The sequence below is a fragment of the Ruegeria sp. CK2 genome (assembly GCF_056536585.1).
This window is the reverse complement of the sequence record NZ_JBQFPW010000008.1, coordinates 30,128-55,940: the sequence shown is the minus strand read 5'-3', so window position 1 is coordinate 55,940 and position 25,813 is coordinate 30,128. Positions and strand designations below refer to the sequence as shown.

Genomic DNA, 25,813 nt, shown 5'->3' with positions numbered 1-25,813 from the left:
CTGCCTCCGATATTCGGAGCGGTTTCCCCATGGACGAACCGGTGTTCACCCGTAGCGAATGACACCGAAGCGTCCAGATCGCATAAGTGAACTGACCATCACGACGCGGCTTAAGTGCACCTGCCGACGCATTAGGGTTCTAAGAGTGATCTTTGGCCCGTCACCCAACCATGCTGACAAAATATACCCCCGCTACCATCATCACCGCGCCAGCGATCTTAGCGAAAGTCAGTTGTTGTGGCACTATCCCGAAAACCCCGATCTGTCCAAATGCTAGACCCGCGAGGATCTGGCCCGTCACAACCAGCACGACGAACGCGCCCAATCCAATTCTCGGGATCAGGACGGACGATCCGATGATCAACCCAGCGCTCATTACGCCCGCGATCAGAAGAACCGGGGGATTTGCGTGAACTTCCCGAAATCCGCTAGTCGGCTGCCCGAGGAAAACGCGATAATCACGGAGGATACAAAGGCTATTGCGAAGAACGGTAGGTTTGCCAGAGGTGCCGAGCCCAGGATCTGAGCAGACTTAGAAATCATCGGAAAGTAAATTGCTACAATGGCGCCGAGCGCAAATCTGAGTGATAGGTTTTGCGGTGTTATGGACTGTCCCCCCAACAGTACGTTGTTTGCGATGCTCCGATCGTGGCGCAGTGCCGGATGTAATCACACACTGATCTAGACACGTCTTTTGCCGCAAGTGTTTACCGCTTAGCGATATCGCGACCTTGGGCCATAGATCACCTACCGCTGCAAGGGCCGTGGCTCAGTGGACAAAGAACATAGTTAAGTCGGCTATCGGATTGCGCCGTGCAGCGACCCGTAGTTCTGTCCGCAACGTGCCAATTCGCTAGATCGATAGCATTTCCGGGGCAGCGATTGTTGGGCATGCGGGCTGCGCTCGCAGTATATAGATTCATCGGCCAAAGGCGGCATCGGGCCGCCCTTTATGATCGATACTTCGGGGCTGATCCGGACGCTGCGAGATGGATAAATGTCCGTGGCTGCGAGCACTGCTAAGCACAACGCATCGGTGAGGCAATCAGAAGGCCCAGCTGAACCCCGTCGCCTCTTCCGACACATTCCAGAGCTTTGCCATGACCGTCTTATCATAAGCATGAGGATTTAGCGTGCCTTTCCCAACCGGTCCGCCCGTTTGCATCAACCCCGTGGGGCCATAGAGCGCACGCTGTTCCAACCCGTCCTCGGTCGCGCACATAATTTCTGGGTAAGCACCTTTCTCGGCGGTTTGAACCAGCGGCGTCTTACTCATAAGCCACCACGCCATCCGCGTCAGGACACCGCCACTCGTGCTGATCAATGATGTCGCGGAGGCGCCGGGGTGGCAAACGTAGACCTGGACACCCTTGCCTGTTCCCTCAAGGCGATCCTGCAACTCATAGGCAAACATCATCTGTGCCAGCTTACTCTGGCTGTAAACAGGGTTGGCGCTGTAGTTCTTGTCCCAATTCATGTCGTCAAACTGGATGGTTTTGATCCCCAAGTTGTAGCCCAGGCTGGCGACAACTACGATGCGGCCTTTACTGGCTTCGATCCTGTCAAACAACATCCCACAAAGCATGAAATGACCGTAGTGGTTCGTACCAAGCTGGCTTTCGAAACCATCAACGGTCAATTTCTGTGTTGGCACTTGTGCGATAGCTGCGTTGCAGATCAGCGCGTCGATTTGCGGAATAGTTTTGATCACCTCTTCTGCCGCAGCGCGCACGCTTGTAAGATCAGACAGATCCATACGCACAAAACTTACATCAGCATTTGCGCCAAACTCTGTTTTCAGTTCCTTGACAGCGGTGGTTGATTTGTCTGCGCTGCGGTTCAGCATCACCACCTTTGCGCGTTTTGACAGAAAGGTGCGCGCGGCCTGGAAACCAGCACCTGCGTTGGCACCGGTTATTACGTAGGTTTTGGCTGCGAGTGATCCGAGGCGCTCTGGCGTCCAACCTCTCGGTCCAAATGTTGTATCTGCCATGGTGTCTCTCCTTACAGCGCCGGTACGGTAGTTGCGCGGCGCATGTTGGTGTCTTAAAAATATACGTATCTCTCACCGACTCTCAAAAATAGGCTGGATCGTCGCGAATACTTGCCTGATTGTATCATTTGGGTTGTCAGTGTGGGTTCTGCCGAACTAGATTAGCCACATGTGCAAAGAACGTATCAAACAACTTATCGAGCGCCGCACTGATCAAGAGGGTTTGACGGAAACCGGCATTCAGGGCGTGCGCTTGTTTCGGGCGACAGAAGCAATCCCTTGTGTTCCGGCGGTGTATGAGCCCAGTGTCGTTGCCATCGTCAGCGGTTCTAAGGAGGCCGTTCTGGATGGCCACAGATACATCTACGACGACAGCCAATACTTGTGCTGCCCAATGTCGATGCCAGTGAAAGCCGGGACGCCTGCTGCATCAATTGATGACCCACTCTATGGTGTTTTCATTTCGTTGAGCCAGCGGGTCATGACGGAGCTGGCGCTAGAGATGGAAAATGTGGGCGGCGCACTCCCTACAGTCAAAGGTGGCTTGCGCGCGCAGGGGATCAGACTGGCAAAGTGGGATGAAGGTTTCTCCGATGCGCTGCTGAGGTTGTTGATGCTTGAGGCAAATCCAATGGACGCGGCAGTTCTTGGGGACGCCAGGTTGCGGGAACTCTACTATGCGATCCTTCAAGGCGAGGCGGGCAAGTTTGCTCGGCAGGCTTTTGGTGCCGGTAACGCCATTGCGCGATCCATCGCGCATGTGTCATCTCATTTGGATGCGCCCATTTCGATTGATGACATGGCGTCCCGTGCGGGCATGAGCCGCGCCGTGTTTCATCGCAAGTTCAAACAGGTCACAACAATGGCCCCGATCCAATTTGTGAAGTCAATGCGCCTCAACAACGCTGCCATGAAGATTGCAGCGGGCATGACCGTGAACGAAGCGGCAATCGACGTGGGGTATGTAAGCCCGTCTCAATTCAGTAGAGAGTTCAAGCGTATGTATGGGCAGTCACCACGGCAGTGGAGCAGCGGCCATCAGGTTGCGATTGGAAGTGCATGATCGGTGGCGATGTCTGCGCATTCTGTGAGTTCGCCCTGCAACAGATTTCGCGCCGACGGTGAACGTCTGCTATGCGGGCTGCAACCGCAGCATAGAGATGACATGGTCAACGGCGGCAATGGGCCGTTCCCATCCGAGCCAGGTAGGCCTGCCAGCAAGATGCTGCGCTTTTTCCGATGACCGCAGTGAGCCCGAGGCAGACATTGATGCCTCCTGAACTTACCCGATGACCTGCAGAAACTACCAGATGACTGATTAGAGCCCGAAGTTTCAGATGCTGCGTCTTTAACGAATGTTAGCTCTCGGACTACGCAGCGATTACTGTAAATTCGAGCAGCGCCAACACAGACCCTTTGCCCAGACGTGCTTTGGTTTCAATTGTCGCTTCTGACCTACGATCCTGCCCGTGTTCCAGGTTGGTCGAAGCGCGCGAATGGTAGGTAAGTTCGGTGTTTCCATGACTGGTCGTCCGATCCGCCATGCCCTTCCACGACAACAACCCGGCGTTGACAGATCGCCATATCACGAGATGGTGCGTTGCATTCGACGTCCGGAAGGAGCCCATATCTGCAAATGCTGTAATCCGAAGGAATGTCGGCTTTGGTTAGCCGATCGTTTTCGTCGGCAATGGTCAAGAGGGCTTTGGGGCAAACAGAAGTTTCAGATACGTCCTGAACAGCATGATCTGTTCGGACGCATTGTTGTGTTCTCGAAGAGCGCGCTGAAGCACTAGGCCGCCCTCGACGACCCCTGACACCATGTCTCCCAAGGCATCCATATTGACGAGTTCCCGGGGCTCATACACAGTAGCGATCTCTTCAAACATACCGCGAAAGCGCTTCCGCCACCCTAAGATAGCCTGGCGGTTAAGGTCGCGGACGCCTTCATCGAAGAGCCTGTCTTGATACGCTGTGGAGGCGATCACGCATCCGGGGTGACCGGTCGGCATTTCCTCAAGCATTTCAGCCAACAGTTTCAATCCGATCAACATACAGTGTAGCGGATCATCGTTCAGCTCTCGTGCCCGAGCGAACAAGTCATCATAAAGCGCTTCTTCTTTTTCGATGTACCGTTCCAGCATCGCGCGGGCCAAAGCGTTTTTGTCCTTGAAGTGATAGAAAAATCCACCGCGCGAAATCTCTGCTCCCGCAACTATCTCCTCGATTGAGGTTGCTTCAAACCCTTTGTCCAAAACAGCCGCCTCGGCGATATCGAGGATTCGGCTTCGCGTATCAACTTTTTGATCCACTGTCGGTCTCCCAGTGTACCGCGAGTCCAGTTGACTATACGTTGGCAGGTGGCGCGGCCGTCGAGTTTCGGTTTACCCCCTGAAATTACAGCAAAAACGGAAGTGACACAACCAGACCACGCGGCAACTATCAGCTGACCCGTTAGAAGAAGTATCCCCTTCTCATCAACGCACCAGGAGAGCTTCGATGCGTATTCAGACACTTAAGGAGGCCCGGCGCTTCTTCCTCTCTGACGGAGGACTAGAGACATTCCTGATCTTCGACAAAGGCTATGACCTGCCATGCTTCTCGGCAGCGGTTTTGTTGGAGACCGATCAGGGCCGCGCTGATCTGCGGGCATATTTCGAGCGGTTCATTGGAATCGCGAAGTCTTCCAGTCGCGGTTTCATCCTTGATGCGCCGACCTGGCGCGCGGGCACGGCTTGGGCGGGACCGCTTGGTCAGACGCTCAAAGACGTGATGGAGACCAATCAACGGGCTGTGTCCTTCGTGTCCAAACTTCGGGCGCAGCAAGAGACCGAAAGCTGCCCTATCCTTATCAACGGGCTCGTCGGACCGGCAGGAGATGCCTACGCGCCGGATACCCAGATTTCCCGGCAAGAAGCGCTGCTGATCCATGCGCCACAGATACATACACTTGGCAATGCCGGCGTCGACATGATCAGCGCCATGACACTCACCCATGCGGACGAAGCCGTTGGTATCGTGCAGGCAGCGAAGGAAATCGACACGCCCATTGTTGTCGCCTTCACATTGGAAACCGATGGGCACCTGCCGTCCGGCCAACCGCTTGGCGAAGCCATTGCAGAGGTCGATGCCGCGACAAATGGCGGGCCACTCTACTACATGATCAACTGCGCACACCCGGATCATTTCCGCGAGGTGCTGGATACCACGGCTGCGTGGGCCCTCCGCATTGGCGGGATCCGATCCAATGCATCACGACAAAGCCATGCCGAACTCGACGAAGCCGAGATCCTCGACAACGGCGATCCGGTGGAATTTGGCAATCTCAACGCGGAGCTTCTTTCGCGCCTTCCAAACATCCGGGTGCTTGGCGGATGTTGCGGCACCGACCACCGGCATGTGCGCTGCATAGCGGGTCATGACCACCCTCTGACCGCAGCCTGAATTCTCAACAACCAAACCTCCCTGAAAGGACTTATTATGTTCAAGACATTCATCACGTCCACCGCCATTGCGCTGTCTTCGGCAACCTTCGTCCGTGCCGAGGCCCCCATGGCCTTTGACGTGGCCGAAGACCACACCCGCATTCATATGGCGGCTGCTCCTGTGCATGAAAATGGCATGCCGGCGCATGGCAACGCCTTTGTCAGCCAAGGCTATATCTATCCCGAAGGCACCTTGGCTGACGGCACCATGGGTGTCCTCGAAGATGGCAGTCCCGCTTTCCCCGATCTCATTCTGGGGACATGGACGTGCGACGGATATTTCGTCGGAGAGGGTGGCAACGCCACCACAGGCGCCTGGATCATCAGCCGTCAGACCTTCGCGTTCAACGATGGTGCAACCGTCGTAACGCAAGGAGCCGAGATCGCCGATATCGGTCAGCCAAACTTGCGCCCGGTTACAGGGGCAACCGGCGAGTTTGCTGGCATCGAGGGCGGACTGATCCAGACAACGCTGGGGTTCAACGACTACTGGGGACTGAGCGCGACTTACATCTTCGAAGCGGCCGCTATTGACCAATCAAATACTCAGGACGCTGCGTTCCGCAGCAATAGCCATCAATCGATACCGGTCGACGAAAACGACCACCTGGAATGGGATTCCGGTGCTCCGGTCGGTCCAATCTTTGGCGAGCGCATCGTCCCGTCAACGTGACCCGTGGTGCAAATGGTCGGGCGGTACCATTGCCCGACCCGACACCCAAAAGTCTATAAGGAAAGAACGATGAACACGCAGAACACACCTTTGATCCGGCAAGCAGAGGCTTCGGATGCGGAAAGCCTCGCCAAACTTATCAACCTCGCGGGGGAAGGCATCCCGAATTGGCTTTGGGCCCGCGCCTGTGTCGAAGGGCAAACACCGCTCGAAATCGGTATTGAGCGCGCTAGGCGCACAATCGGCGGCTTTTCCTACACTAATGCGCTGGTTGCAGAGTCTCACGGATATCCGATCGGCATGGTGCTGAGCTATCCAATTACCGAAGCGCCAACTGAGAACCCTGACGATCTGCCAGCACCCATTGCCCCCTTTGTTGCGCTCGAAAAGCTGTCGGTGAACACTTGGTTCATCAACGCGCTGGCTGTACTCGCCGAAGGGCAAAACCAAGGCTTTGGATCACTGCTTTTAGCTTCGGCAGAGCATAAAGCGCGTGCCAATGGGTTCAATACGATAAGTATTCAGGTCTATGCACAGAACTCAGGCGCGATGCGGCTTTATGAACGATTTGGCTACTCGCGAGTGGCAAGCAACCCCGTGCGCCTACACCCAAGCCCGCCCTACTACACCGGCGACGTTCTCTTGCTGATGAAGCCCCTCGAAGGCCCTGCTGCCTGACATGGTGTTCAGACCTTTCCGAAAGATGTAATCATGACATCCTACTGCGCGTTCTCTCCGCTGCCGGTGCCAGTTTCACACTGGGTAGCGTACCGCTAAAACAGTTCGCTGACACCGGTGTAGGCTATGTCCTGCTTCTCGCCATTTTCACGCTTGGGGTTGGCAATCTGGTCTATGTCCGCCTGCTCGCGCACGGTCTCGGAGAAGGCGCTGTCTGTCCTTGGGGCGGTGTTCTTTGGAGAACGTCTATGGCTACCGCAATTGGCGTGGTTTGGACTCGCCATTGCCAGCATCTGGCTCTTTTCACAAGCGCGTTGAAAATTCACTGAGTAAGCAAAATGAACTTTCGACCTCCAACCCTGATTATTGCTGCCGCACTTTCTGGTAGCTTGTTGCCCGCAGTTCTGGCCGATGCTTCCAATGAATCGAGCGAGGACGGCATATCCTTGCCGCTACCTTTGACGGACCAGGATTTTCTCTATGACAGCGCGCCCGATCCAACGCTCGTCGAGCTTGGGCGCAACCTCTTTTTCGATCCAATCCTGTCCGGCAACCGCAACATCTCTTGTGGCACGTGCCATGATCCTGCGTTCGGATCAGGCGACGGCCTGGCGCTTGGCATCGGAGAGGGTGGTGTTGGTGCGGGGCCGGAGCGCGTAACGGTTGACCCGATTACCGGGCGGGTACCCCGCAATGCGCAACCGCTCTGGAACATCGGAGCACGCAGTTATGTATCGCTATTTCATGACGGGCGCGTTGAAGCGCTGGACCGCGACGATGCTACCGGTGCGATCCGAAACCCGGCCGGATCGGATTTACCCACTGACATTTTCGACCCGTTGGCCGCACAGGCTTTCTTTCCAGTCACCTCACCGATCGAAATGGCTGGTCAACATGGTGAGAACCCGATTGCCAATGCCGCGCAACATGAGGACCGGCGCGAGATTTGGAGCATACTGGCGGGCCGCGTCGCCGCAACGCCCGAATTTTTGGACATGCTGCGTGGCGCGTTCGCAGAGATCAAGACAACTGAAGACGTCACCTACAGCCATATCGCAAAGGCCCTTGCAGCCTTTCAGACAATAGCATTCCGATCAGACGAAAGTCCTTTTGATGCCGTTTTGCGCACGGGTGATCTGTCTGCGCTGCCAACGAAAGCACAACAGGGTCTGAGTCTCTTCTTCGGGACAGCAGGGTGTTCAAGCTGCCACAGCGGCCCCTTGCTAACCGATCATCAATTTCATGCTATTGCAGTCCCGCAGATAGGGCCCGGCAAAGGGCATGGCGGCGACATGACCTATCTCGCGACAACTGGCTTACCGAGCCGCGCAGAAGATGAAGGGCGCTTTCGCATAACGGAGAATTCCTCAGACCTCTTTGCCTTCCGTACGCCGTCCTTACGCAATGTCGCACTGACAGGCCCGTGGGGGCACAGCGGCGCTTACAGTTCTTTGGAGGACATGGTGCGCCACCATCTCAATCCGGTTGCAAGTTTCGCGGCCTTCAACCCTTCTGATGTCGCGCTTCCGCCTATTGAGCACGTCCAACGCATTGCCGCGCGCGGCTCCCAGTTTCGCTTTGAACCGTTGGAAGTTGCTCGACGCCATGCATTTGACCTGCGGGACACATGGGTGATGGCTTCCCCTCAATTGCGCCGACGGATTGTCGACTCCAACAGGCTTGCGCCTATCGAACTCACCTGCGAAGAAATCGACGAACTCGTTGCGTTTCTTCATGCACTAACGGACCCGACGGCCGTGGACCGAAGCGAGATGATCCCAAATCGAGTACCTTCCGGTCTGCCGCCACAGCCAGCAGCAAGAGACTGAGATGGAACTCGAAGACATCATTCTTTTCGTGAGGGACGAAGCGACCGCGTGATCAATGGTGCAAGTGATAGGCATTGCCAATCGTGACCATTGACTCGATTGCCACAAACGACAAGTGCGTCCGCTCTGTGGTCATCTGACAACGTGAACACCGCTTAGGTGCGGTCAATGTCCGCTATACAGGCTGCGAAAGCAGCATCGAGACTACGTGTCGGATGTCGGATTTGGGCCGTTCACCAAGACGTCCTCTACCTGATTAAATCTCGGCAATTTACGAACTCATGACCACTATACGTAGCCTGTTAGCTAATGGCTCCATGAGACATGGTTTAGAAATCTGTGGATGTCATGGCTCGAGTGCTTGCCTAAATGTTGCGGTCTGGTGCACGTTGACGTCATGCCTGTAAAAGAGAAATTTGCCATTGCTGACGTTCGCATTCCAGTCAAACGCAAGAAAACTCTGGACCCGACCAAAGTCGATGACATTGCTTACGATATACTAGAAAACGGCCAAACCACGCCCATCCGTTTGCGCGCCGATAAAGGCGGCGGTTACATTCTTGTCGAAGGATATCACCGGCTAGAAGCCTTGCGCGCCATTGGTGAAGATGAAGTCGAAGGATATTTGGTTCACGCTCAGTTGCACTGAATGTGTCCAAATATCAGGTTTCATTCGGAAAATATAACCACTTGATATGCTGATCGTGAAAGTCCGCTCTGCGGAAGCTGCACTGCGTCGCAGCGAATTCAACGACTGAACCCTTTCTGTTGATGCTGCATTTTGCCCCAATGTCGGCTGTTTGCAGTGTGTCCGCGTCTAAGCAATCAGCTTACGTCAGTGTTCGAATTTCTAGGGGTAGCTCATAACTGGGGCCACCCCGCTTATCGAACGCAAAGCGAACCGGCGCTAAAGTGATGACTTTTCTCAAAACCTTGACCTGTCAGCGCAATAAATCTGAGCTGCGGCTTGCCAAATTGATTGCACACACAGCGTTTCAGACACGCTTAGCTGAAAAGGAACCAAACGATGAAAAAAGTACTGATTGCCTCCGCCACAGTGTTCGCGATTGTCGCAAGTGCAGGGATGTCCATGGCCGGCCCGTTGCGGGATCAAGGCCAGCGTGGGTTTGGGCAGAAAGTCCACGCTTCGGCCTCACAAGCAATTGGCCACGCCAGTGAAAAAGCCAAGGCCCACCAGACCACTTATATGACCGGCTCTGGCACCCATTCGACGTCAAAATACAATCTGGGCCAAAAGAACCAGTCCTCGGCACAGCAGACTGGCGCATATGGCGCGAGCGGGGGCTCGCAAGCCCCCAATGTGGTCGTGATCCCGATTCAGCAAGACGGCAGCTACACATTGGTCATTGGCAAGTCGTCGGGTTCGGATCTGACCCCATACCCACGCCTCAACTACTACTGGTAAACCTGTGTTCATCACGGCAGGTCTTGTCAAAGAAAACGTGACCTGCCGCCATCAACCGCCAGGCCCCGGATAAAAACTCCGGGTCCTGGCTGCACTGACCTCACGACGACGATGGGTCAGCGGGTTTTTCTCGGGCCAGCCTGCACTGACATCAACCATGGTCTAAGCCAGTTGGTCGGTACGGATGGTTCATTGCCGTTGTGGTGAAAGACATACCGAGGCCTGCATTTTGGGGGTTACGAGCCGACCGTGAGCATTGCCGTCACGCGTATTCGGAGGGTGGTTTTCGCGACGCCAATGCTTGCCTGACAGAGGCCGCCCTGCTGCAATAGATGCTGCGAACCGGGGCGAACTTGATGCTTTTTCTCAAAACCTTGACGTGCCAGCGCAATCAATTTGAGCAGCAGATTGCCAAATTGATTGCACACACAGCGTGACAAACACGCATAGCTGAAAGGCGCGAGAAGATGAAAAAGGCAATGGTTGCATCCGCTACAGTGTTCGCGCTTGTTGCAAGTGCTGGGATCTGCATGGCCGGCCCGTCGCGTGGCCTCGGCCAACGCGGGTATGCACAGGATGTTCGCTCATCTGTTTCGCAAGCACGCAACCACACTGCGACGCAAAGCAACGGTTCCAAAGCCTTCACCGTCAGCCAGGCGCTGACTGACTTGCCGACAACCGCAGGACCATTGTTCTGGGTTGAGGCCGAAGGTGAACGCGACAGCTATGATGTCGGTGAAGGCGAGATGACGACGAACAGCGGCAGTCTGCGATATGGCGCGAATTTGCCTTTCGGTGAGGTCGCGGGCGGACAGCTGTTTGGCGGATTGGAGTTTGGCATCGGCAGCCTGTCATCGGACGTCGGCACCAGCTTGGCCAGCGCCAATATCTCGGCCGACGCTTACGACGCAACCCTGAGCGCGCTATGGGTAGCGGACAGTCGATTTTACATCGATGGGCAGCTTCGTTATGGGTATTTCAACGGCGAGATACGTCCGAATGGCGGGGACGCCGTGGATGCCGACGGCAGTGGGTATGAGGTATCTGTTGAAGTTGGTAAGCCCTTCACGTTGCTGAACGAATGGACTCTCACCCCGCAAATGCAGCTCATTTACAGCGATATTTACATGGACGATGTTCAGGATCGCGTCGGGGGCGGTCGGATCGGATCCCTGGTGGAAGGTGATACGTTGATGGCTCGGGTCGGACTGCGCGCTGAACGTGCCTTTGCATACAATTCGATACTGTATGGTCAAGTCGATTTCTACCATACGTTCGACACCGCGACTTCGGTTGTGTTTGGGCAAAATACAGTGTTCACCGAGCGCGGTCAGAACACTGCGTCCCTCAGCATTGGTGGCGATCTCGCCCTGTCCGATCGCTCGTGGCTCTATGGTGAGATCACTACTGAAACCGGATTGGGAAGCAACTCGGACAGCCACACCTTCAGCTGGAACATCGGTGTAGAGATCCAGTTCTGAGGCGTTTGGCGTTTGACCCGAAACGAAACGGGTTCGGGCGTTCCTTTGATGAGTTTTCTCAAAACCTTGACCTGCCATCGCAATAAATCTGAGCCGCTGAATGCCAATTTGAATGCACATACAGCGTTTCAAACGTGTTCAACCGAAAGGGACCAAGAAATGAAAAAGACATTGATTACATCCGTCACCGCCTTCGCCATTGTTCTGAGTGCTGGAACGTCCATCGCCGGCCCGTTGCGCGACCACGGCCAACGTGGGTTTGCGCGTGACATTCGCTCATCAGTTTCGCAAGCACGTAACCACGCTGATGGGATGGCCTATACCCACCGAGCCACAAAAAGGCCTGCTGATGTTGCAGTCGGTGAGCAGCCCACGGCTCTTTCGTCAGCGCCTGTCCAAGGATACCCCAAGGTAGACTCCGACTTCCTTCTAAATCGGTTGGGTCTGGTTTGGTTCAATCTTGCAATGGTGAACTATCCGTATCCAGCCAATTTCTATGCCAATCTCCCCAGATCAGGGATTGTCGCTGAATCGTTTAAAAATGAATTTCAGAACACGGCCGATGACGCCAGAGCACAATGCAGCGTCACCCCCGGCTGCCCGCTGAACTGACGTCTTCGCGACCCCAACATGTTCAACCAAAAAGGAACCAAACGATGAAAAAAGTAATGATTACATCCGCTACTGTGTTCGCACTTGTCGTCAGTGCTGGAATGTCCGTGGCGCACCCATCGGGTGGATACGACCAACAAACCGAAAAACTGTCTGGCACCGGCTTCCAGGTGACATCAGAGTTTTCGAATTCCGACCCCTGTGATTCATGCACTGATGCCTGGTCTTAAACTTTAACAGCGGATGCTTTGGGCTGCGTTTCAGTTGATGAGCATCCGCTTTCTTGCCCGAGCTTTCAGTGTCAACCGATCTGCACATCCTGAGATCACCCTAAACGGTTCGAACACTACCCGGAGATTGGCCCGTCCAGGTCTTGTAGGCATTGGTAAACGCAGCTTGATCAGAATAACCGAGCGCAAAAGCGATCTCAGACAGACTCAGCTTGGGGTCATCAAGATACTGCTCTGCCAGCCTTGCCCGAATGTCCTTTAGCAGTTGTTTGTAGGTTGTGCCTTCTTTGGCAAGTTTGCGTCCAAGTGTACTGATACTCATCCCGAGCATCTTCGCGATATCATCTTGTGTTGGAGCACTAAAAGACAGTCGCGAAGTTATTTCGCCCTGCACCAAAGAACTTGTTTCACCGATGACTGGCGGTAAATCCTTCATCAAAGTTTGCACATGTTTTTCAAGGTGCAATAACAATGCAGGGTCCGTATCTTTGATCGGAACGTTCATAACAGCCTTGTCAAACAGGATACCTGGAACTCTTTGACCTTGCTTGATATTGACAGACAAGGCACCGGAGATTTGAGATTGCCTGTCTTCGCTCAATTGATGCGGAAATCGTATCTCTAGGACTGGCAGGGGCGTCTCGGCTGCGATTTGAAGACTGGTTAAAAAGGCAGAGATTCGGAACTCATTATGAGCGCCATCAGAGCGCATCAGCTGGGCGGCAGAATCGACTTCCAAAAACATACCAAGTTCTTCCTCATAGAATGACAGTTTGGCAAAACCCCGCGCCAGGCGCGCGTAGGTCACAGCCTTTTCGATTGCCTCGCCAACGGTTGGAGAGTTCAAAACGACATAGCTGAGAAGTGTTGTTTTTCTGGGATTGAAGGTCATTCCCGCCGAGATCGCAAATAGGGGATCGCCGGTCTCTTCAGTGGCTAGCTCCAGGAGTCGGATCTCATTCCGAACATCTATGAAATTCGGGGGAGCTTCGTGAATATCGATGGGTAGATTTGCAGACCTCAGAAGCGCAACAACATCTGAACCACGGTTTTCCAGAAGCTTGGCTATGTGATGCACACCAAAACCTGGAACATTCCAAGAATTACTATCAGAATTCACTTTGTTCTCATTCATGCAGAAATGTCGCCCGAAATTGAAGCAGCCCGCTCAATTGAGGCGCTTTGTGTGCTGAGCGATAATAGACAGGGTACAAAAGCGATGCCAAGCAATCGTTTAGTTGTTACCGGAAGGGGTTGCGAATGCGGCTGTTCACGCCTGCAATCTAAATAGCTCTCACTGGTTAAGTGCAGGTTCTTGGTGGGTTCGAACGCCAGCACCTTGTCCACAAAGACTGTTGCGCAGAACAGACACTACCAACTTCGGCTGGCTCCAATCGGTGACATTCGAACACGCTCAGCGAAAGCGTGCTTTGTTCGCGATTTATGAGTTCGAGCGGCTTCAGATTTTGCATACGCGGCGAATGTCGGCAATGCGGGCTGCGACCGCAGCATCTTGATCCATTGGCCAACGGCAGGAATGGGCTGGCGACGAGTGTTTTCGCAAATTACTTCTTGACCTTGAGTTACTCGAGGCCGGTATCTGCCTTGTCGAAGGAGTAAAATGTCATGCGCATCGCGGAGGCCGCGTCTCGGTCGGGGCTCAAGATAGATACGATCCGTTACTACGAAGCGGAGGGGTTAGTTCCCAACGTGGCACGGGGGCCGGACGGGCAACGGCGTTTTTCGTCTGAGAATGTTGATTGGCTGACCCTGCTATACTGGCTGCGCGAAACAGGTATGCCGATGAAAGTGATGCAGCGGTTCGCGGCGCTTTATGCGCAAGGGGATGAGACCATCCCGGATCGTAAGGATATCTTGCTTGATCATTCCGGACTCTTGGCAAAGCGGCGCAACGATCTTGATCGATGTGACGAAATTCTCTCAAGAAAGCTCGAAATCTATGAGGAGTATCTGAGATGAAAATCGTTCTCGTTGGTGCATCTGGCGATGTGGGGCAGGCCGCCTTGGCAGAGCTTTCGCAGCGACATGACGTCGTTTCCGTTGGCCGTAGCACGGGCGACGTGAAGGTCGATATCTCCGACAGTGGCTCTATCGAAGCAATGTATGACGAGATCGGAGTATTCGATGCACTCGTCTCAACCGCGGGCAGCGTGTGCTTTGCGTCGCTGTCTGAGCAGACGGAAGCGTCTCTCAAAATGGGTCTCGAGAATAAGGTCATGGGACAGATCAACCTGGTCCTTTCGGGTTTGGGACGGATTTCGGACAACGGGTCGTTCACGTTGACCAGTGGCGTCCTGGATCGTGATCCGGTTGTCTGGGGAACTGGTGCTGCCTTGGCAAATGGTGCCTTGGCCGGGTTCGCGACAAGTGCTGCGATCGAAACGCCGCGTGGTTTGCGGATCAACGTGGTCAGCCCGGGTCTGCTTGACGTCTCTGAACAGCGCTACGGTGCGCTATTTCCAGGTCATGAACGGGTTTCGTCGGACCGCGTCGGACGGGCTTTTGCCAAATGCGTTGAGGGCGCGATCACTGGCCAGGTCGTGATTGTTCAGTGAGGGTTTCAGAGTGAAGGTCGCATATCTTATTGAACCACCGTTTAACTATCTGGACAACACCGGAGCAGTAACGGGCTGCGACATCGCGCTTGCACGGTATGTCTTTAACCAACTTTGCATCAGCAACGTGGAATTCATCGAGACCGAGTTCGCTGAGCTGCTGCCGGGCCTCGCACGCGGTGACTGGCAGATGACAACGGGCTTATTCGCGTCACGTGAGCGGAAGCAACGTGCTTTATTCAGCAGACCAATCTGGGTCTTGCCTGATGGATTGCTTGTCCGGGCAGAGGATGCGACCGGCATAACCGGATACCTTAGCGTGGCCACCGCCGGTGATCTGAAACTCGCGGTCATACGGGACCAATTGCAACATGAAACCGCCCTCGAACTTGGAGTCCCACCGGAACAGATCCCTGAATTCGAAACCTACGCTGATGCGGCTAGGGCGGTTCAAGATGGCCATGTTACTGCGTTTGCCAGCGTCTGCCGGGCCCACGAGGGCTTCCTCCAGGAACGATGTGTTCGAGACCTCGATGTGGTTGAGGTGCCACCATGCGAGAAACCACCGGGCTTTGGCTGCTTTGGTTTCGCACGAACGGCAACTGACCTCAGAGACCGAGTGAACCAGGTTCTCAACCAGTTTATTGGCGGATCAGAACATCGACAATTGATGAGAGAGTTTGGATTTTCAGGCGATGAAATTAAACGTCTCGTATGATCTGGCAAAAGGCGAAGTCTATATTGCCATCGTTGCGTTGTCGGACACACGTGCATCTACTTGATGTAGCTGCCTACTGGGAATGTCCGTCAAGCGGGCGCAATCGCAGTGTCTTAAAGGTCAGTTGGATGTCCAATATGTGCCGAAACCTATACTCCACCAACCGCAGGCAAATTAGTCATCTACTGCTGGAATTAGCCCAAAGATTGAGCAAACCGATCATTAACATCAAACGAACTAGACCCGACATGTTGAACTGCTCTAGAGTGTTCGACGGCAGATTTGACCATAGTTCACCGTCAATCTCGGGGGCACAAACATGAACAACAGAGTTTTTCCCATCGCCACTGTCCTTTTGATCGCACTCTCTGACGTTCTTACGGCTCAGCAGGGTCCTCCACCCGTCACAGTTGCAAAACCGGTTGTGAAGTCAATAGTGGAAGATGATGAATTTGTTGGTCGTTTTGGCGCTGCGGCTGATGTAGATATTCGCGCGCGGGTTTCCGGTTTTCTTGACCAGGTGCACTTCAAAGACGGAAGTCTCGTTGAAGAGGGTCAGTTGCTTTTTACGATCGACCAGCGTCAGTTTCGCACTGCTTTGCGACAAGCCCGGGCGCAGATCAGCATTGCTGAAGCTACAAGCGCCTTCACAACCGATCAGCTCGAACGAGCCGAAACTCTGATTAAGAACGGAAACATCGCGGAGAGTGTGGTCGACCAACGTCGCGAAGCCTTTCTCGCTGCACAAGGCGCGTTGGAACAAGCGCGCGCTGCCCTGGAACTCGCCGAGCTTGATTTGGAGTATTCTGAGATCCGTGCCCCAATGTCTGGGCGTATCGACCAAGCCCGGATTGACCCTGGGAACCTCGTAACGGCCCAAGACACCTTGTTAACATCGATTGTTTCCACCGACCCTATCTATTTCTATTTCGATATCGATGAACGTTACTTCCTGGCGTATGCGCGGGATGCGCGTGCACGGGGTTCTGTTTTGCAAGAAGGTGCGGACAGCCTTGAGGTTCGTGTCACGGTTGCTGACCGCAGCATACCCCCTCAGGTCGGAATCCTCGATTTCTCGGAGAACCGAATTGATGATGAAACGGGCACCATGCGCGTGCGCGCTGTTCTGCCAAACCCGGATGAGCTTTTGACACCTGGCTTGTTCGGGCGTGTGAATGTTCCGGGGTCGCTTCCCTATGAGGGCATCTTGATCCCAGATGAGGCGATCGCTTCGGATCAAAATCGAAGGCTTGTGATGACAGTGGATGCCCAAGGCAATGTCACCCCGAAGCAAATCCGGCCGGGGCCAAGGATAGATGGCTATCGTGTCGTCCGCGAAGGTTTGGATGGTTCGGAGACGCTTGTGATCGAAGGTCTAGTTCGCGCCCGCCCAGGCAGTGTTGTCACCGCAGAGATGGTCGAGCTGCCACTAGTCGCAGAAAACTGATATGGGACGTTTCTTTGTCACCCGCCCCATCTTTGCGATCGTGGTCGCGGTCGTAACGACTATTGTGGGATTGCTCGCGTATTTCGAACTACCCGTCGAGCAATATCCGGAAATCGCACCGCCATCGATTGTGGTCAGGGCGAGTTATCCCGGAGCGGATGCAGAAACAATTGCCGCCACGGTGGCGACACCGCTTGAACAAGAGATCAACGGTGTTGAAGGTATGCTCTACATGTCGTCTTATTCGACGGCAGACGGCAGTATGTCGCTGACGATCACGTTCGAACTGGGTACCAATCTCGACGCTGCCCAAGTTCTTGTCCAAAACCGCGTTGCCATTGCAGAACCGCGCTTGCCGCAAGAAGTCAGAGCGCTCGGCGTCACGACCAATAAGTCTTCACCTGACCTGATGATGGTGATCCACATGCTGTCGCCGGATGAAACTTTCGACCAGCTCTATGTGTCCAACTACGCCCGCTCGCGGGTAAGGGACCGCCTTGTGCGCCTTGATGGTGTCGGTGATCTGATTATCTTCGGTGAGCGAGAGTTTTCGGCGCGCGTGTGGCTGGATCCGGATCGGCTTGGCTCTCTCGGATTGACGTCAGGAGACGTTGTCGCGGCGCTGCGCGAACAGAATGTTCAGGTTTCAGGCGGTTCGCTTGGATCACCTCCCAATGCGACGGACAGCGCCTTTCAGGTGACACTTACAACACAAGGCCGGTTGGAAGATCCGCGCGAATTCGGTCGTGTTATTGTCAAGTCGACCGATGACGGGCGCGTCGTGCGGGTGAGGGATGTGGCGCGGGTTGAAATCGGAGCGCGGTCTTACGTGACCAACTCTTACCTGAACAACAAACCAGCCGTCGCGCTTGGGATTTTCCAGCGACCGGGCTCGAACGCGTTGGCGTCGGCGGATGAGATCCTGGCCGTGGTTGAGGAACTATCACAGGATTTCCCGGCCGGGCTTGAGTATCAGGTGGTCTACAACCCCACGGAATTTATCGAAGCCTCGGTGAACGCAGTCTATCGAACACTGTTTGAAGCCGTATTGCTGGTCGTTGTCGTGATCGTTGTTTTTTTGCAGAGCTGGCGGACGGCAATCATACCGTTGATCGCCATTCCGGTATCACTTATCGGGACATTTGCCGTGATGCTGGCACTTGGGTACTCGCTGAACTTGCTGACGCTCTTTGGGCTCATTCTGGCGATCGGAATCGTCGTGGATGATGCGATTGTTGTGGTCGAAAATGTCGAACGAAACATCAAAAATGGCATGTCTCCCAGGGATGCTTCTGCGCGCACAATGGACGAGGTCCAAAATGCGATCCTAGGGACGACACTGGTATTGATCGCCGTCTTCGTGCCAGCCGCGCTGGTGCCAGGCATCACTGGCCAATTCTACCGGCAATTTGCTGTCACGATTTCCGTCGCGACGGTGATCTCAACCATCAATTCGCTCAGCCTTTCACCAGCCATGGCTGCCGTGATCCTAAAGCCAAATGTAGGTGTTCCAACAAGAAACCCTCTGGCATTTGTCACCGACCCGCTCAGCAATGGATTCAACAAGGGGTTTGATGCGATGGCGTTCGCCTATGGTCGCAGTGTGCGCACATTGGCCAGTTCAAGTGGGATGCGAAGCATGGTTTTGCTGGTATTTGCCGGATTGATTGGCGGAACATACTGGATCACGACTAAGGTGCCGACCGGATTCATCCCGGAAGCGGACCAGGGGTACGCCATCGTTGTGGTGCAACTACCAGACGGAGCAGCACTGGACCGGACCGACGATATCATCAAACAAGCGACCGAGATTGCATTGGAAACACCCGGGGTTACAAATGCCGTGGCGTTTGCGGGCTTTTCAGGAGCGACCTTTACCAACGCGAGCAATCAGGGTGTAATTTTCACCACGTTCGAAAGCTTTGAAAATCGCCAAAAAAGCGGGCTCACTGCAGGTGCTATTGTGGGCCAGCTTTTTGGTCGGATGCAGTCCCTGCGCGAAGCCTTCATCATCGCCATCGCACCTCCGGCGGTTCGTGGGGTTGGCACTGGTGGAGGGTTCAAGCTGCAGCTTCAGGACCTTGAAAGCGCGGATATGTCCCGGGTGCTACAATCCGCTTACTCCGTTATGGGCAGCGCAAGCCAGTCGGACAAGGTGCAGGGCGTGTTCACGACCTTTTCTTCCGGATCGCCCCAGCTCTATCTCGAGATCAATCGCGTTCGGGCGCAAATGCTCAATGTCCCCATTGGAGAGGTATTCGAAGCGCTCTCAATAAACCTCGGTTCAGCCTATGTGAACGACTTCAATGCCTTTGGGCGTCTGTTTCAGGTGCGTGCGCAGGCGGATGAGCCGTTCCGCCTAAGCCAGAGTGATATTCGAAGTCTGCGGGTCCGCTCTGCGACGGGTGCGTTGGTTCCATTAGGGACCTTGGTCACGGTTCGCGAAACTGCAGGCCCGGCCTTGGTGCAACGCTACAATCAGCAGGTGTCGGTTCCGGTACAGGGGTCGCCAGCGCCCGGCGTCTCGACGGGCCAGGCATTGCTGGAAATGGAAAACCTCGCCGAAGCCGTCATGCCACCCGGTTTGGACTATGAGTGGACCGAACTCGCCTTGCAGGAACGCAACCAGGGCGACACGGCGGCCTATATTTTTGCCTTTTCGGTGCTGTTTGCGTTCCTATTTCTGGCGGCGCTATACGAAAGCTGGGCGCTCCCAGTTGTCATTATCCTAATTGTCCCACTCGCCGTGTTGGGCGCGATGCTGGGGGTGATGTTTCGAGGGATGGATAACAACATCCTGACACAAGTGGGGTTGATTGTTCTGGTAGGCCTTGCGGCTAAGAATGCGATCCTAATCGTGGAATTCGCCAAGCAAGCGCAGGAGGAACGCGGTTTGACAGCTATTGATGCCGCCGTCGAAGCCAGCCAATTGCGCCTGCGTCCGATATTAATGACGGCTTTTGCATTCATACTTGGAGTTCTGCCCTTGATGATCGCAGTCGGTCCCGGTTCAGAGATGCGGCAGGCTCTTGGAACAACCGTGTTCTTTGGCATGTCGGGTGTGACTTTGCTGGGGCTGTTCTTCACACCTGTTTTCTATGTTGCCCTGCGCACCGTTTTCCCAGGTCGACAAGTGACGGTGTGAACTTACCGCATCGCGACAGCCTCTTTGGCGTAGCGCAAGGATGTTCGTATTTGCGCATCAGCATACATATCGCCAGCGGATCTAAGACCAAAGAAATGGCGCCAATGGAACAAGTGAAAATCTCGAACTGACTGCTAGTTAATGCCAAAGACCCATTTTCTTAGGAGAGCCTGACATGGAAAGCCTGGCGGCCGATCTTCGCGAAATGACGCGAACACCATTGCATCAGAGCCACGTAGAAACGTTGAAAGCGTTAGGCACTGAAGTGAGTTTCGAAGCGGGTCAAATGATCGCCGAGGCTGGTGATCCAATGGACCAGTTCATCTACATTGTCGAAGGCCGGGTAGAAGTGATTGATCCGCACACTCGGGAGGCCTATTTGCCGACGTCTCTTGGGCCGACCCAGTTTCTGGGAGAGATCGCGTTTCTCAGTGGTGGGGTGTACTCGCTGCCGATGCGTGCACGCGAAAGCACGCGTGCCATCTCTGTTCCGCGTGAGAAAATGCTGGACGCAATGTCTCGCATTCCAGAAATGTCCGATATCATCATCACTGTTTTTTCTGCGCGTCGCCGACGTCAGATCGAAGACAACGACAGCTCTCTGAAGCTGATCGGTGCAAACCTGAACCGCAACATCCGGCAAATCGAGGAGTTTGCAATTCGAAACAAGATCCCGTTCCAGACGATGGATTTAGGTTCTGAGGACGCCAGTGATGTTGCGAGAAGCTGCCACCTGACGGGGCACCAACCGGCGGTAATCTTTGGCGACAGCTTGGTTGTTGACGATCCGACTCCGGCCAAGGTCGCACGATTACTTGGTCTTGAGCAATCGTACGATTGTCGCGAGGTCATAGATGTTTTGATTGTGGGAGGTGGTCCGGCCGGAGTAGCGGCCGCGGTCTACGCCGGCGCCGAAGGGCTGTCTGCAATTGTTGTAGAAGACCTTGCAGTCGGTGGCCAGGCAGGTACATCTAGCCGGATCGAGAATTACATGGGTTTCCCTACAGGGATTTCAGGCGCAGACCTTGTATGGCGCGGTGAAGTCCAAGCTGTGAAGTTTGGCACCCGATTTGTCCGCCCGAAGCAGGCCACCCAACTGCAACCGGAATCTGACGGAGTATTTTGTGTAACGCTGGATGATGGACAAAAGCTGCGAACACGCTCTGTTGTAGTCGCCACGGGGGTGCAGTACCGGCGTCTGCCGCTGCAAAGGTTGAAAGATTTTGAAGGCTTGGGCATCTACTATGCGGCGACCGAAATGGAAGCGCGTTATTGCAAGGGCACGGATGTGGTCGTGGTGGGAGGAGGCAACTCTGCCGGGCAGGCAGCGATGTATCTGTCGCGATCGGCAAAACATGTCCATGTGCTGGTGCGAGGAGAGAGCTTAGCGGCGTCGATGTCCGATTACCTGCTGTCAAGGTTAGAGGCCGACCCGGCGGTCACCATCCACTACAACTCCCAGCTAAAGACACTTATCGGGGACGAAGCGATGTCCAGTGTCATCATTGAGCGTAACGGATCAGACTGGCAACTCGACTGCAGCGCCGCCTTTGTAATGGTCGGGGCTGCACCCAACACTGAGTGGCTATCGCAAAGCTGCCAACTGGACTCGCGCGGCTTTGTGGTTACGGGTAATGAGGCCGGTGCGGGATCATCTTTTGCAACTTCCTGTCCCGGGGTTTTTGCCGTAGGCGATGTTCGCGCAGGGTCGGTCAAGCGCGTGGCCTCTGCTGTGGGGGAAGGATCGGTGGTGATATCTCAAGCTTGGGATTACCTGCAAATCTGAACATGGTGATGTTCTTCTGACCAGTTCCGTTGCCTCGTAGCGGAACATAGCCCGTCGTATGCCCGCAGCTTTCAGCGGCTATTCGATAGGCGCTGGCTCAAGTCCGAATACTTTGTGGCTGACGAGGTTTCTCTCGCCGTCTACTGCAAGCGAGTTTGGGTCTTGGCTAGATCTATGAACGCACGCAACCGACGCGGCATATGACGCTTGCTCTGATAGTTAATCGAGTAGCGGGGCATAGGTGCAAGATGTTTGCCCAAAACCTTCACAAGATCACCATTGGCAACGTAAGGTGCTGCAATCTCACCATAGACATAGGCGAGGCCTAGCCCATGGGCTGCGTAACTCAGCAGCGAACGCATGTCATTTGCCACCATCCTTGGTTTGGGCTGCATAACATAGGCTCCTTCTGGGCCTGTGAATCCCCAAGGAGCAAGCTGGTCGCCGCGACCGAAGGCGTAACAGATCGTGTCGTGAGCCAAAACATCACTCGGGTGCCTTGGCGTGCCGCGTTCATTGAGATAGCTGCGCGACGCAGCGATCGTCATGTTGAGTTCTGGCCCAACAGGTAATGCGTGTGTATCTGCGGCCATCATAGTCTGCGACCTTATCGCCGCATCGATGCCCGAGGTCAGAAGATCCACCTTTTTATCATCATATATGACTTCGACCCGGACGGTCGGATAGGTTGCGGCGAACTCTGCAAGTAAATCGTCAAGAAAGAATGGGCCTGCGCTATACGGCGCTGAAAGGCGCAGTGTGCCGCTTACCTGGTCTTTTTCTTCGTCCAGAGCGCTAAGTGCGCCTTCGAGATCCGTGACGGCCGGGAGGCTGCGTGCGTAAAGCTGCTCGCCGATTGGGGTCAAGGCAACTGATCGGGTTGATCGTTCAAACAGACGTACACCAAGCCGATCCTCGAAGCGTTGGATGGCCTCACTCACTGATGCAGGTGCTTGGTGCAGATGTTCAGCTGCGGCGCGGAATCCGCCGCGGCGTGCAACTTCGACAAAGACGCGGACTTCTCCGAAATTGTTCTGGCTCATTGCTCGATAATCCGATCAGAGTGTCAGGCAAATAGGCGGTTATCCTTACGATATCAGCGGATTAAGTTCTCCACAAGCCAGAGAAGCAGGGAACCTTCCATGACCATGATCACCGAGATTTTCGTTCTCAAGATGAAAGAGGGAGCTGAGGTTGATGCCATCCGCGAGGCCGCACGCGCTGACTTTGTAGCGCTTGAGGGCGTCACATCCTGGGAAACGCTGGTTACGACCGACCCGTCGCGTGACACGCTTTACGCTGACATTTTCACCTTCCCGGATCACGAGACGGCAAAGCGCGTGAGGCCCCAATTTGCCGAACGCCCTGCGACCAAGGCGTTCCTTGGCCAGATCGAAGAGATGATCGTTGGCCAGTTTTTGACAATCCATCAACCAAAAACACCGGAGTAAGACCATGACTGAACGTGAAGAAATCCAAGCCGCAATCAACGAATGGAACGAAGGCCTCGACAGTGGCGACATCGAGCGGATGGTAGCTTCCTGTCACCCAGACGTCATGACGGTCAATGAACTCCAGCCCGTGACCGTTGGTACTCAGGCGATCCGTGACAAATACAATCCGCGCATCGCTGCTGCAGAAATCACCTCCGGCTACGACATCGAAGACCTGCAGTTTTACGGCGACACGGCAATCGTGTCTGGTCGCTTCTACGGCACCATGAAGATGCGCGATACCGGCGAAGTCAAAAAACCAGAAGGTCGGTTGGTGCTTGGATACAAACGCGATGAAACCGGCGCGTGGAAGATGTTCCTCGACATTGACAACAACGGCCCCGAATAAACCACGCTGGCCGCGTCGAACCCGGCGTGGTCTCTTCTCTGTCCCTTCAACATCTTGCAGGAGACCAACATGTCCACGCTCGAAATCGTCACCAAAGAGATCGTCGATCTGCATGAATTCTTCACCGAATGGTTCAACGGGACAGCTGACCGTGATCAGCTTGGATCACAGTTCTTGTCGCGCCTGGACGAAAATGTCGTGTTCATCCCACCAGAAGGTCACATCCTGACCGGAGAGATGCTGAAAGGCGGGTTCGATAGAGACTTTGGGACGAACAAGGATTTCCGTATTCAAATCCGCGACGTGACCATCCGACGGGAAGTCGGGGATCTGGTGATGGCCACCTACACCGAATGGCAGGTGGGCGCCACGCAATCCGAGCGCGAGAATGCCCGTGTCACCAGCGTCTTGATGAAGATGACCAGCCCCGTCACTTGGCTGCACATCCAGGAAACTTGGCTCCCCGACAGTGCGCGCGACGTTGGCTCTTTCGACTTCTGATCACTCATCAACAGGACAATCTTCAACATGACCCAACATATTGCAAAACGCCCCCGCGACATCGCCGATTGTGTCAGCGCCTATCTTCAAGAAGGCGATCTTGAGGGCATCACGTCGCTCTTTCACCCTGACTGTCAGATCTTCTTTCCACCGGACCAGCCACCACTCATGGGGGTAGAGGGCGCGCGGAAGGCCTTTGAAGGTTTCCTGGACCTGAAACCAGAGATCAAGAGCGATGTCTTCTGCGAGGTGATCAATGGCGATGTGGCCATGTTGCGCGCCAACTGGAGGGTGATCGGGCCCGATGGAACGGTCATGGCCGAAGGACAATCCATGGAAGTTGCGAAAAAACTAGAAAATGGAGGCTGGGGCTACTTGATCGACTGCCCGAACGGCCCGCCCACAGTTTCTTGATCCACGCAAGCCCAGAGGTTTTCCATGACCAACAAGCATTTCCACGCTGGTGAACTGCGCCTGCAAAACCATGCCGGCATGCGCGCGAAAATCGACGTGATGACGCAGCATTTGATGCGAGACTTCATACCGGATCAGCATCGTGAGTTTTTTGAGGAGCTGGAATATATCTTCTTGGGAACTGTGGATCAACGGGGTCTGGCGCACGCCTCCATCGTCACTGGGTCAGTTGGGTTTGCTTCCTCTCCAGACCCCAAGACGCTGATTGTCAGAACGGGCCCTCGCCAAGACATTCGCGCATTTGATGCGTTGGATATCGGCCAGCCAGTCGGCGTCTTGGGGCTTGACCTATCAAACCGCCGACGCAATCGGATGCATGGCCGAATTTCTGCCATTGACGAGATGTCGATCAACATCAACGTCGTGCAGAGCTACGGCAATTGCCCTAAATACATCAACCTCCGTGAAATTGCCGAACGTAATCAATCATCCGGACGCATCGGGATCACACATACCGCCATGTTGGCACCTGTTGATGCTGACCTGATCATAAACGCGGACACCTTCTTCATTGCGTCTTATTTACGGGATGGATCGAACGCGCCTTACGAAGGTGTCGACGTAAACCATCGCGGCGGTCAAGCAGGCTTTATTTCAGTGGATACAGCCTCTCAGATTACGATCCCCGACTACAAGGGCAATGACCTTTACAACACCTTTGGCAATCTTCTTTTGAACCCAAAAGCAGCGCTTCTATTCGTGGATTTTGAGACCGGGGATCAGCTGCATATTCATGGGAGCGCAAGCCTCGTTGAAGACGCTGATGAGGTCTCACGTTTTCCTGGCGCGCAAAAACTTCTGCGTATCGAGGTGACTGGTGTCACACGAAAGACGGCCAGCACAGCACTTATTTGGCGGTTCATCGAAGCATCGCCGGTTAGCCCTGAACTCAGGCCACGGCCCCAGGGGGACTGAAC

27 protein-coding genes are annotated in these 25,813 nt (G+C 54.6%); 20 read left to right on the top strand and 7 right to left on the bottom strand.

Annotation, left to right across the window (positions count from 1 at the left end):
• Positions 1-160: 160 nt before the first annotated feature.
• Positions 161-469 (bottom strand): DMT family transporter, encoded by a 309-nt coding sequence (locus tag ACR0BU_RS13490; protein WP_480737959.1) that lies wholly within the window; start codon positions 467-469, stop codon positions 161-163.
• Positions 470-1,045: 576 nt separating this feature from the next.
• Positions 1,046-1,993 (bottom strand): SDR family oxidoreductase, encoded by a 948-nt coding sequence (locus ACR0BU_RS13485; protein WP_480737838.1) that lies wholly within the window; start codon positions 1,991-1,993, stop codon positions 1,046-1,048.
• Positions 1,994-2,162: 169 nt separating this feature from the next.
• Between ACR0BU_RS13485 and ACR0BU_RS13480 the strand changes: the two genes are divergently transcribed.
• Complete coding sequence (locus ACR0BU_RS13480; protein ID WP_299083053.1) at positions 2,163-3,056, top strand: AraC family transcriptional regulator; 894 nt, start codon at positions 2,163-2,165, stop codon at positions 3,054-3,056.
• A gap of 307 nt (positions 3,057-3,363) precedes the next feature.
• On the opposite strand, the gene ACR0BU_RS13475 is transcribed toward ACR0BU_RS13480, so the two are convergent.
• Both ACR0BU_RS13475 and ACR0BU_RS13470 read right to left on the bottom strand, forming a co-directional pair.
• Positions 3,364-3,582 carry a hypothetical protein gene (locus ACR0BU_RS13475; RefSeq protein ID WP_480737837.1) on the bottom strand — a complete coding sequence of 73 codons (219 nt, stop codon included), beginning with the start codon at positions 3,580-3,582 and terminating at the stop codon, positions 3,364-3,366.
• A 105-nt stretch (positions 3,583-3,687) separates the two neighbouring features.
• Positions 3,688-4,305 carry a TetR/AcrR family transcriptional regulator gene (locus ACR0BU_RS13470; protein WP_480737836.1) on the bottom strand — a complete coding sequence of 206 codons (618 nt, stop codon included), beginning with the start codon at positions 4,303-4,305 and terminating at the stop codon, positions 3,688-3,690.
• A gap of 187 nt (positions 4,306-4,492) precedes the next feature.
• Between ACR0BU_RS13470 and ACR0BU_RS13465 the strand changes: the two genes are divergently transcribed.
• From ACR0BU_RS13465 to ACR0BU_RS13455, 3 genes are all read left to right on the top strand, one after another.
• Entirely contained in the window at positions 4,493-5,437 is a 945-nt protein-coding gene (locus tag ACR0BU_RS13465; protein ID WP_480737834.1) for a homocysteine S-methyltransferase family protein, read from the top strand.
• A gap of 36 nt (positions 5,438-5,473) precedes the next feature.
• Entirely contained in the window at positions 5,474-6,151 is a 678-nt protein-coding gene (locus ACR0BU_RS13460; protein ID WP_480737833.1) for a hypothetical protein, read from the top strand.
• Between the two features lie 69 nt (positions 6,152-6,220).
• Positions 6,221-6,829 carry a GNAT family N-acetyltransferase gene (locus tag ACR0BU_RS13455; protein ID WP_298934636.1) on the top strand — a complete coding sequence of 203 codons (609 nt, stop codon included), beginning with the start codon at positions 6,221-6,223 and terminating at the stop codon, positions 6,827-6,829.
• 95 nt (positions 6,830-6,924) lie between these two features.
• Here the strand turns inward: ACR0BU_RS13455 and ACR0BU_RS13450 are convergent, their stop codons facing one another.
• Entirely contained in the window at positions 6,925-7,113 is a 189-nt protein-coding gene (locus ACR0BU_RS13450) for a hypothetical protein (protein WP_480737831.1), read from the bottom strand.
• A 54-nt stretch (positions 7,114-7,167) separates the two neighbouring features.
• Between ACR0BU_RS13450 and ACR0BU_RS13445 the strand changes: the two genes are divergently transcribed.
• The 5 genes from ACR0BU_RS13445 (at position 7,168) to ACR0BU_RS13425 (ending at position 12,177) form a co-directional block, all read left to right on the top strand.
• Positions 7,168-8,658 (top strand): cytochrome-c peroxidase, encoded by a 1,491-nt coding sequence (locus ACR0BU_RS13445; protein WP_480737830.1) that lies wholly within the window; start codon positions 7,168-7,170, stop codon positions 8,656-8,658.
• A gap of 397 nt (positions 8,659-9,055) precedes the next feature.
• Positions 9,056-9,307, top strand: coding sequence for a ParB N-terminal domain-containing protein (locus tag ACR0BU_RS13440; protein ID WP_300074344.1), 252 nt, complete (start codon positions 9,056-9,058; stop codon positions 9,305-9,307).
• A 378-nt stretch (positions 9,308-9,685) separates the two neighbouring features.
• Positions 9,686-10,084 carry a hypothetical protein gene (locus ACR0BU_RS13435; RefSeq protein ID WP_300074341.1) on the top strand — a complete coding sequence of 133 codons (399 nt, stop codon included), beginning with the start codon at positions 9,686-9,688 and terminating at the stop codon, positions 10,082-10,084.
• Positions 10,085-10,551: 467 nt separating this feature from the next.
• Positions 10,552-11,565, top strand: coding sequence for an autotransporter domain-containing protein (locus tag ACR0BU_RS13430; RefSeq protein ID WP_480737829.1), 1,014 nt, complete (start codon positions 10,552-10,554; stop codon positions 11,563-11,565).
• 12 nt (positions 11,566-11,577) lie between these two features.
• A complete protein-coding gene (locus tag ACR0BU_RS13425) occupies positions 11,578-12,177 on the top strand; it encodes a hypothetical protein (protein ID WP_480737827.1) in 600 nt (199 codons plus the stop codon).
• A 330-nt stretch (positions 12,178-12,507) separates the two neighbouring features.
• Here ACR0BU_RS13425 and ACR0BU_RS13420 read toward each other — a convergent pair whose 3' ends face one another.
• Complete coding sequence (locus ACR0BU_RS13420; protein ID WP_480737825.1) at positions 12,508-13,542, bottom strand: AraC family transcriptional regulator; 1,035 nt, start codon at positions 13,540-13,542, stop codon at positions 12,508-12,510.
• Positions 13,543-14,033: 491 nt separating this feature from the next.
• On the opposite strand from ACR0BU_RS13420, the gene ACR0BU_RS13415 reads away from it, so the two are divergent.
• From ACR0BU_RS13415 to ACR0BU_RS13390, 6 genes are all read left to right on the top strand, one after another.
• Entirely contained in the window at positions 14,034-14,387 is a 354-nt protein-coding gene (locus ACR0BU_RS13415) for a MerR family transcriptional regulator (protein ID WP_298934628.1), read from the top strand.
• Positions 14,384-14,983 (top strand): short chain dehydrogenase, encoded by a 600-nt coding sequence (locus tag ACR0BU_RS13410; RefSeq protein ID WP_480737824.1) that lies wholly within the window; start codon positions 14,384-14,386, stop codon positions 14,981-14,983. The genes ACR0BU_RS13415 and ACR0BU_RS13410 overlap by 4 nt, the downstream gene beginning before the upstream one ends.
• A 10-nt stretch (positions 14,984-14,993) precedes the next feature.
• Complete coding sequence (locus ACR0BU_RS13405) at positions 14,994-15,701, top strand: transporter substrate-binding domain-containing protein (protein WP_299083076.1); 708 nt, start codon at positions 14,994-14,996, stop codon at positions 15,699-15,701.
• A gap of 319 nt (positions 15,702-16,020) precedes the next feature.
• Positions 16,021-17,148 (top strand): efflux RND transporter periplasmic adaptor subunit, encoded by a 1,128-nt coding sequence (locus ACR0BU_RS13400; protein WP_480737823.1) that lies wholly within the window; start codon positions 16,021-16,023, stop codon positions 17,146-17,148.
• A gap of 1 nt (position 17,149) precedes the next feature.
• Positions 17,150-20,293 carry an efflux RND transporter permease subunit gene (locus ACR0BU_RS13395; RefSeq protein WP_480737822.1) on the top strand — a complete coding sequence of 1,048 codons (3,144 nt, stop codon included), beginning with the start codon at positions 17,150-17,152 and terminating at the stop codon, positions 20,291-20,293.
• Between the two features lie 175 nt (positions 20,294-20,468).
• Complete coding sequence (locus tag ACR0BU_RS13390) at positions 20,469-22,079, top strand: FAD-dependent oxidoreductase (RefSeq protein ID WP_480737821.1); 1,611 nt, start codon at positions 20,469-20,471, stop codon at positions 22,077-22,079.
• 140 nt (positions 22,080-22,219) lie between these two features.
• Here the strand turns inward: ACR0BU_RS13390 and ACR0BU_RS13385 are convergent, their stop codons facing one another.
• Positions 22,220-23,122, bottom strand: a complete 903-nt coding sequence (locus ACR0BU_RS13385; protein WP_299083084.1) for a LysR family transcriptional regulator — start codon at positions 23,120-23,122, stop codon at positions 22,220-22,222.
• 99 nt (positions 23,123-23,221) lie between these two features.
• Here ACR0BU_RS13385 and ACR0BU_RS13380 point away from each other — a divergent pair, with 99 nt between their 5' ends.
• The 5 genes from ACR0BU_RS13380 (at position 23,222) to ACR0BU_RS13360 (ending at position 25,811) form a co-directional block, all read left to right on the top strand.
• Entirely contained in the window at positions 23,222-23,530 is a 309-nt protein-coding gene (locus tag ACR0BU_RS13380; protein ID WP_480737820.1) for a hypothetical protein, read from the top strand.
• A gap of 4 nt (positions 23,531-23,534) precedes the next feature.
• Positions 23,535-23,921: a YybH family protein gene (locus ACR0BU_RS13375; protein ID WP_480737819.1), complete on the top strand. Its 387-nt coding sequence runs from the start codon at positions 23,535-23,537 to the stop codon at positions 23,919-23,921.
• 69 nt (positions 23,922-23,990) lie between these two features.
• Positions 23,991-24,422 (top strand): DUF4440 domain-containing protein, encoded by a 432-nt coding sequence (locus tag ACR0BU_RS13370; protein WP_298934619.1) that lies wholly within the window; start codon positions 23,991-23,993, stop codon positions 24,420-24,422.
• Between the two features lie 27 nt (positions 24,423-24,449).
• Complete coding sequence (locus ACR0BU_RS13365) at positions 24,450-24,836, top strand: YybH family protein (RefSeq protein WP_480737818.1); 387 nt, start codon at positions 24,450-24,452, stop codon at positions 24,834-24,836.
• 24 nt (positions 24,837-24,860) lie between these two features.
• Positions 24,861-25,811, top strand: a complete 951-nt coding sequence (locus tag ACR0BU_RS13360; protein WP_480737817.1) for a pyridoxamine 5'-phosphate oxidase family protein — start codon at positions 24,861-24,863, stop codon at positions 25,809-25,811.
• Positions 25,812-25,813: the final 2 nt, after the last annotated feature.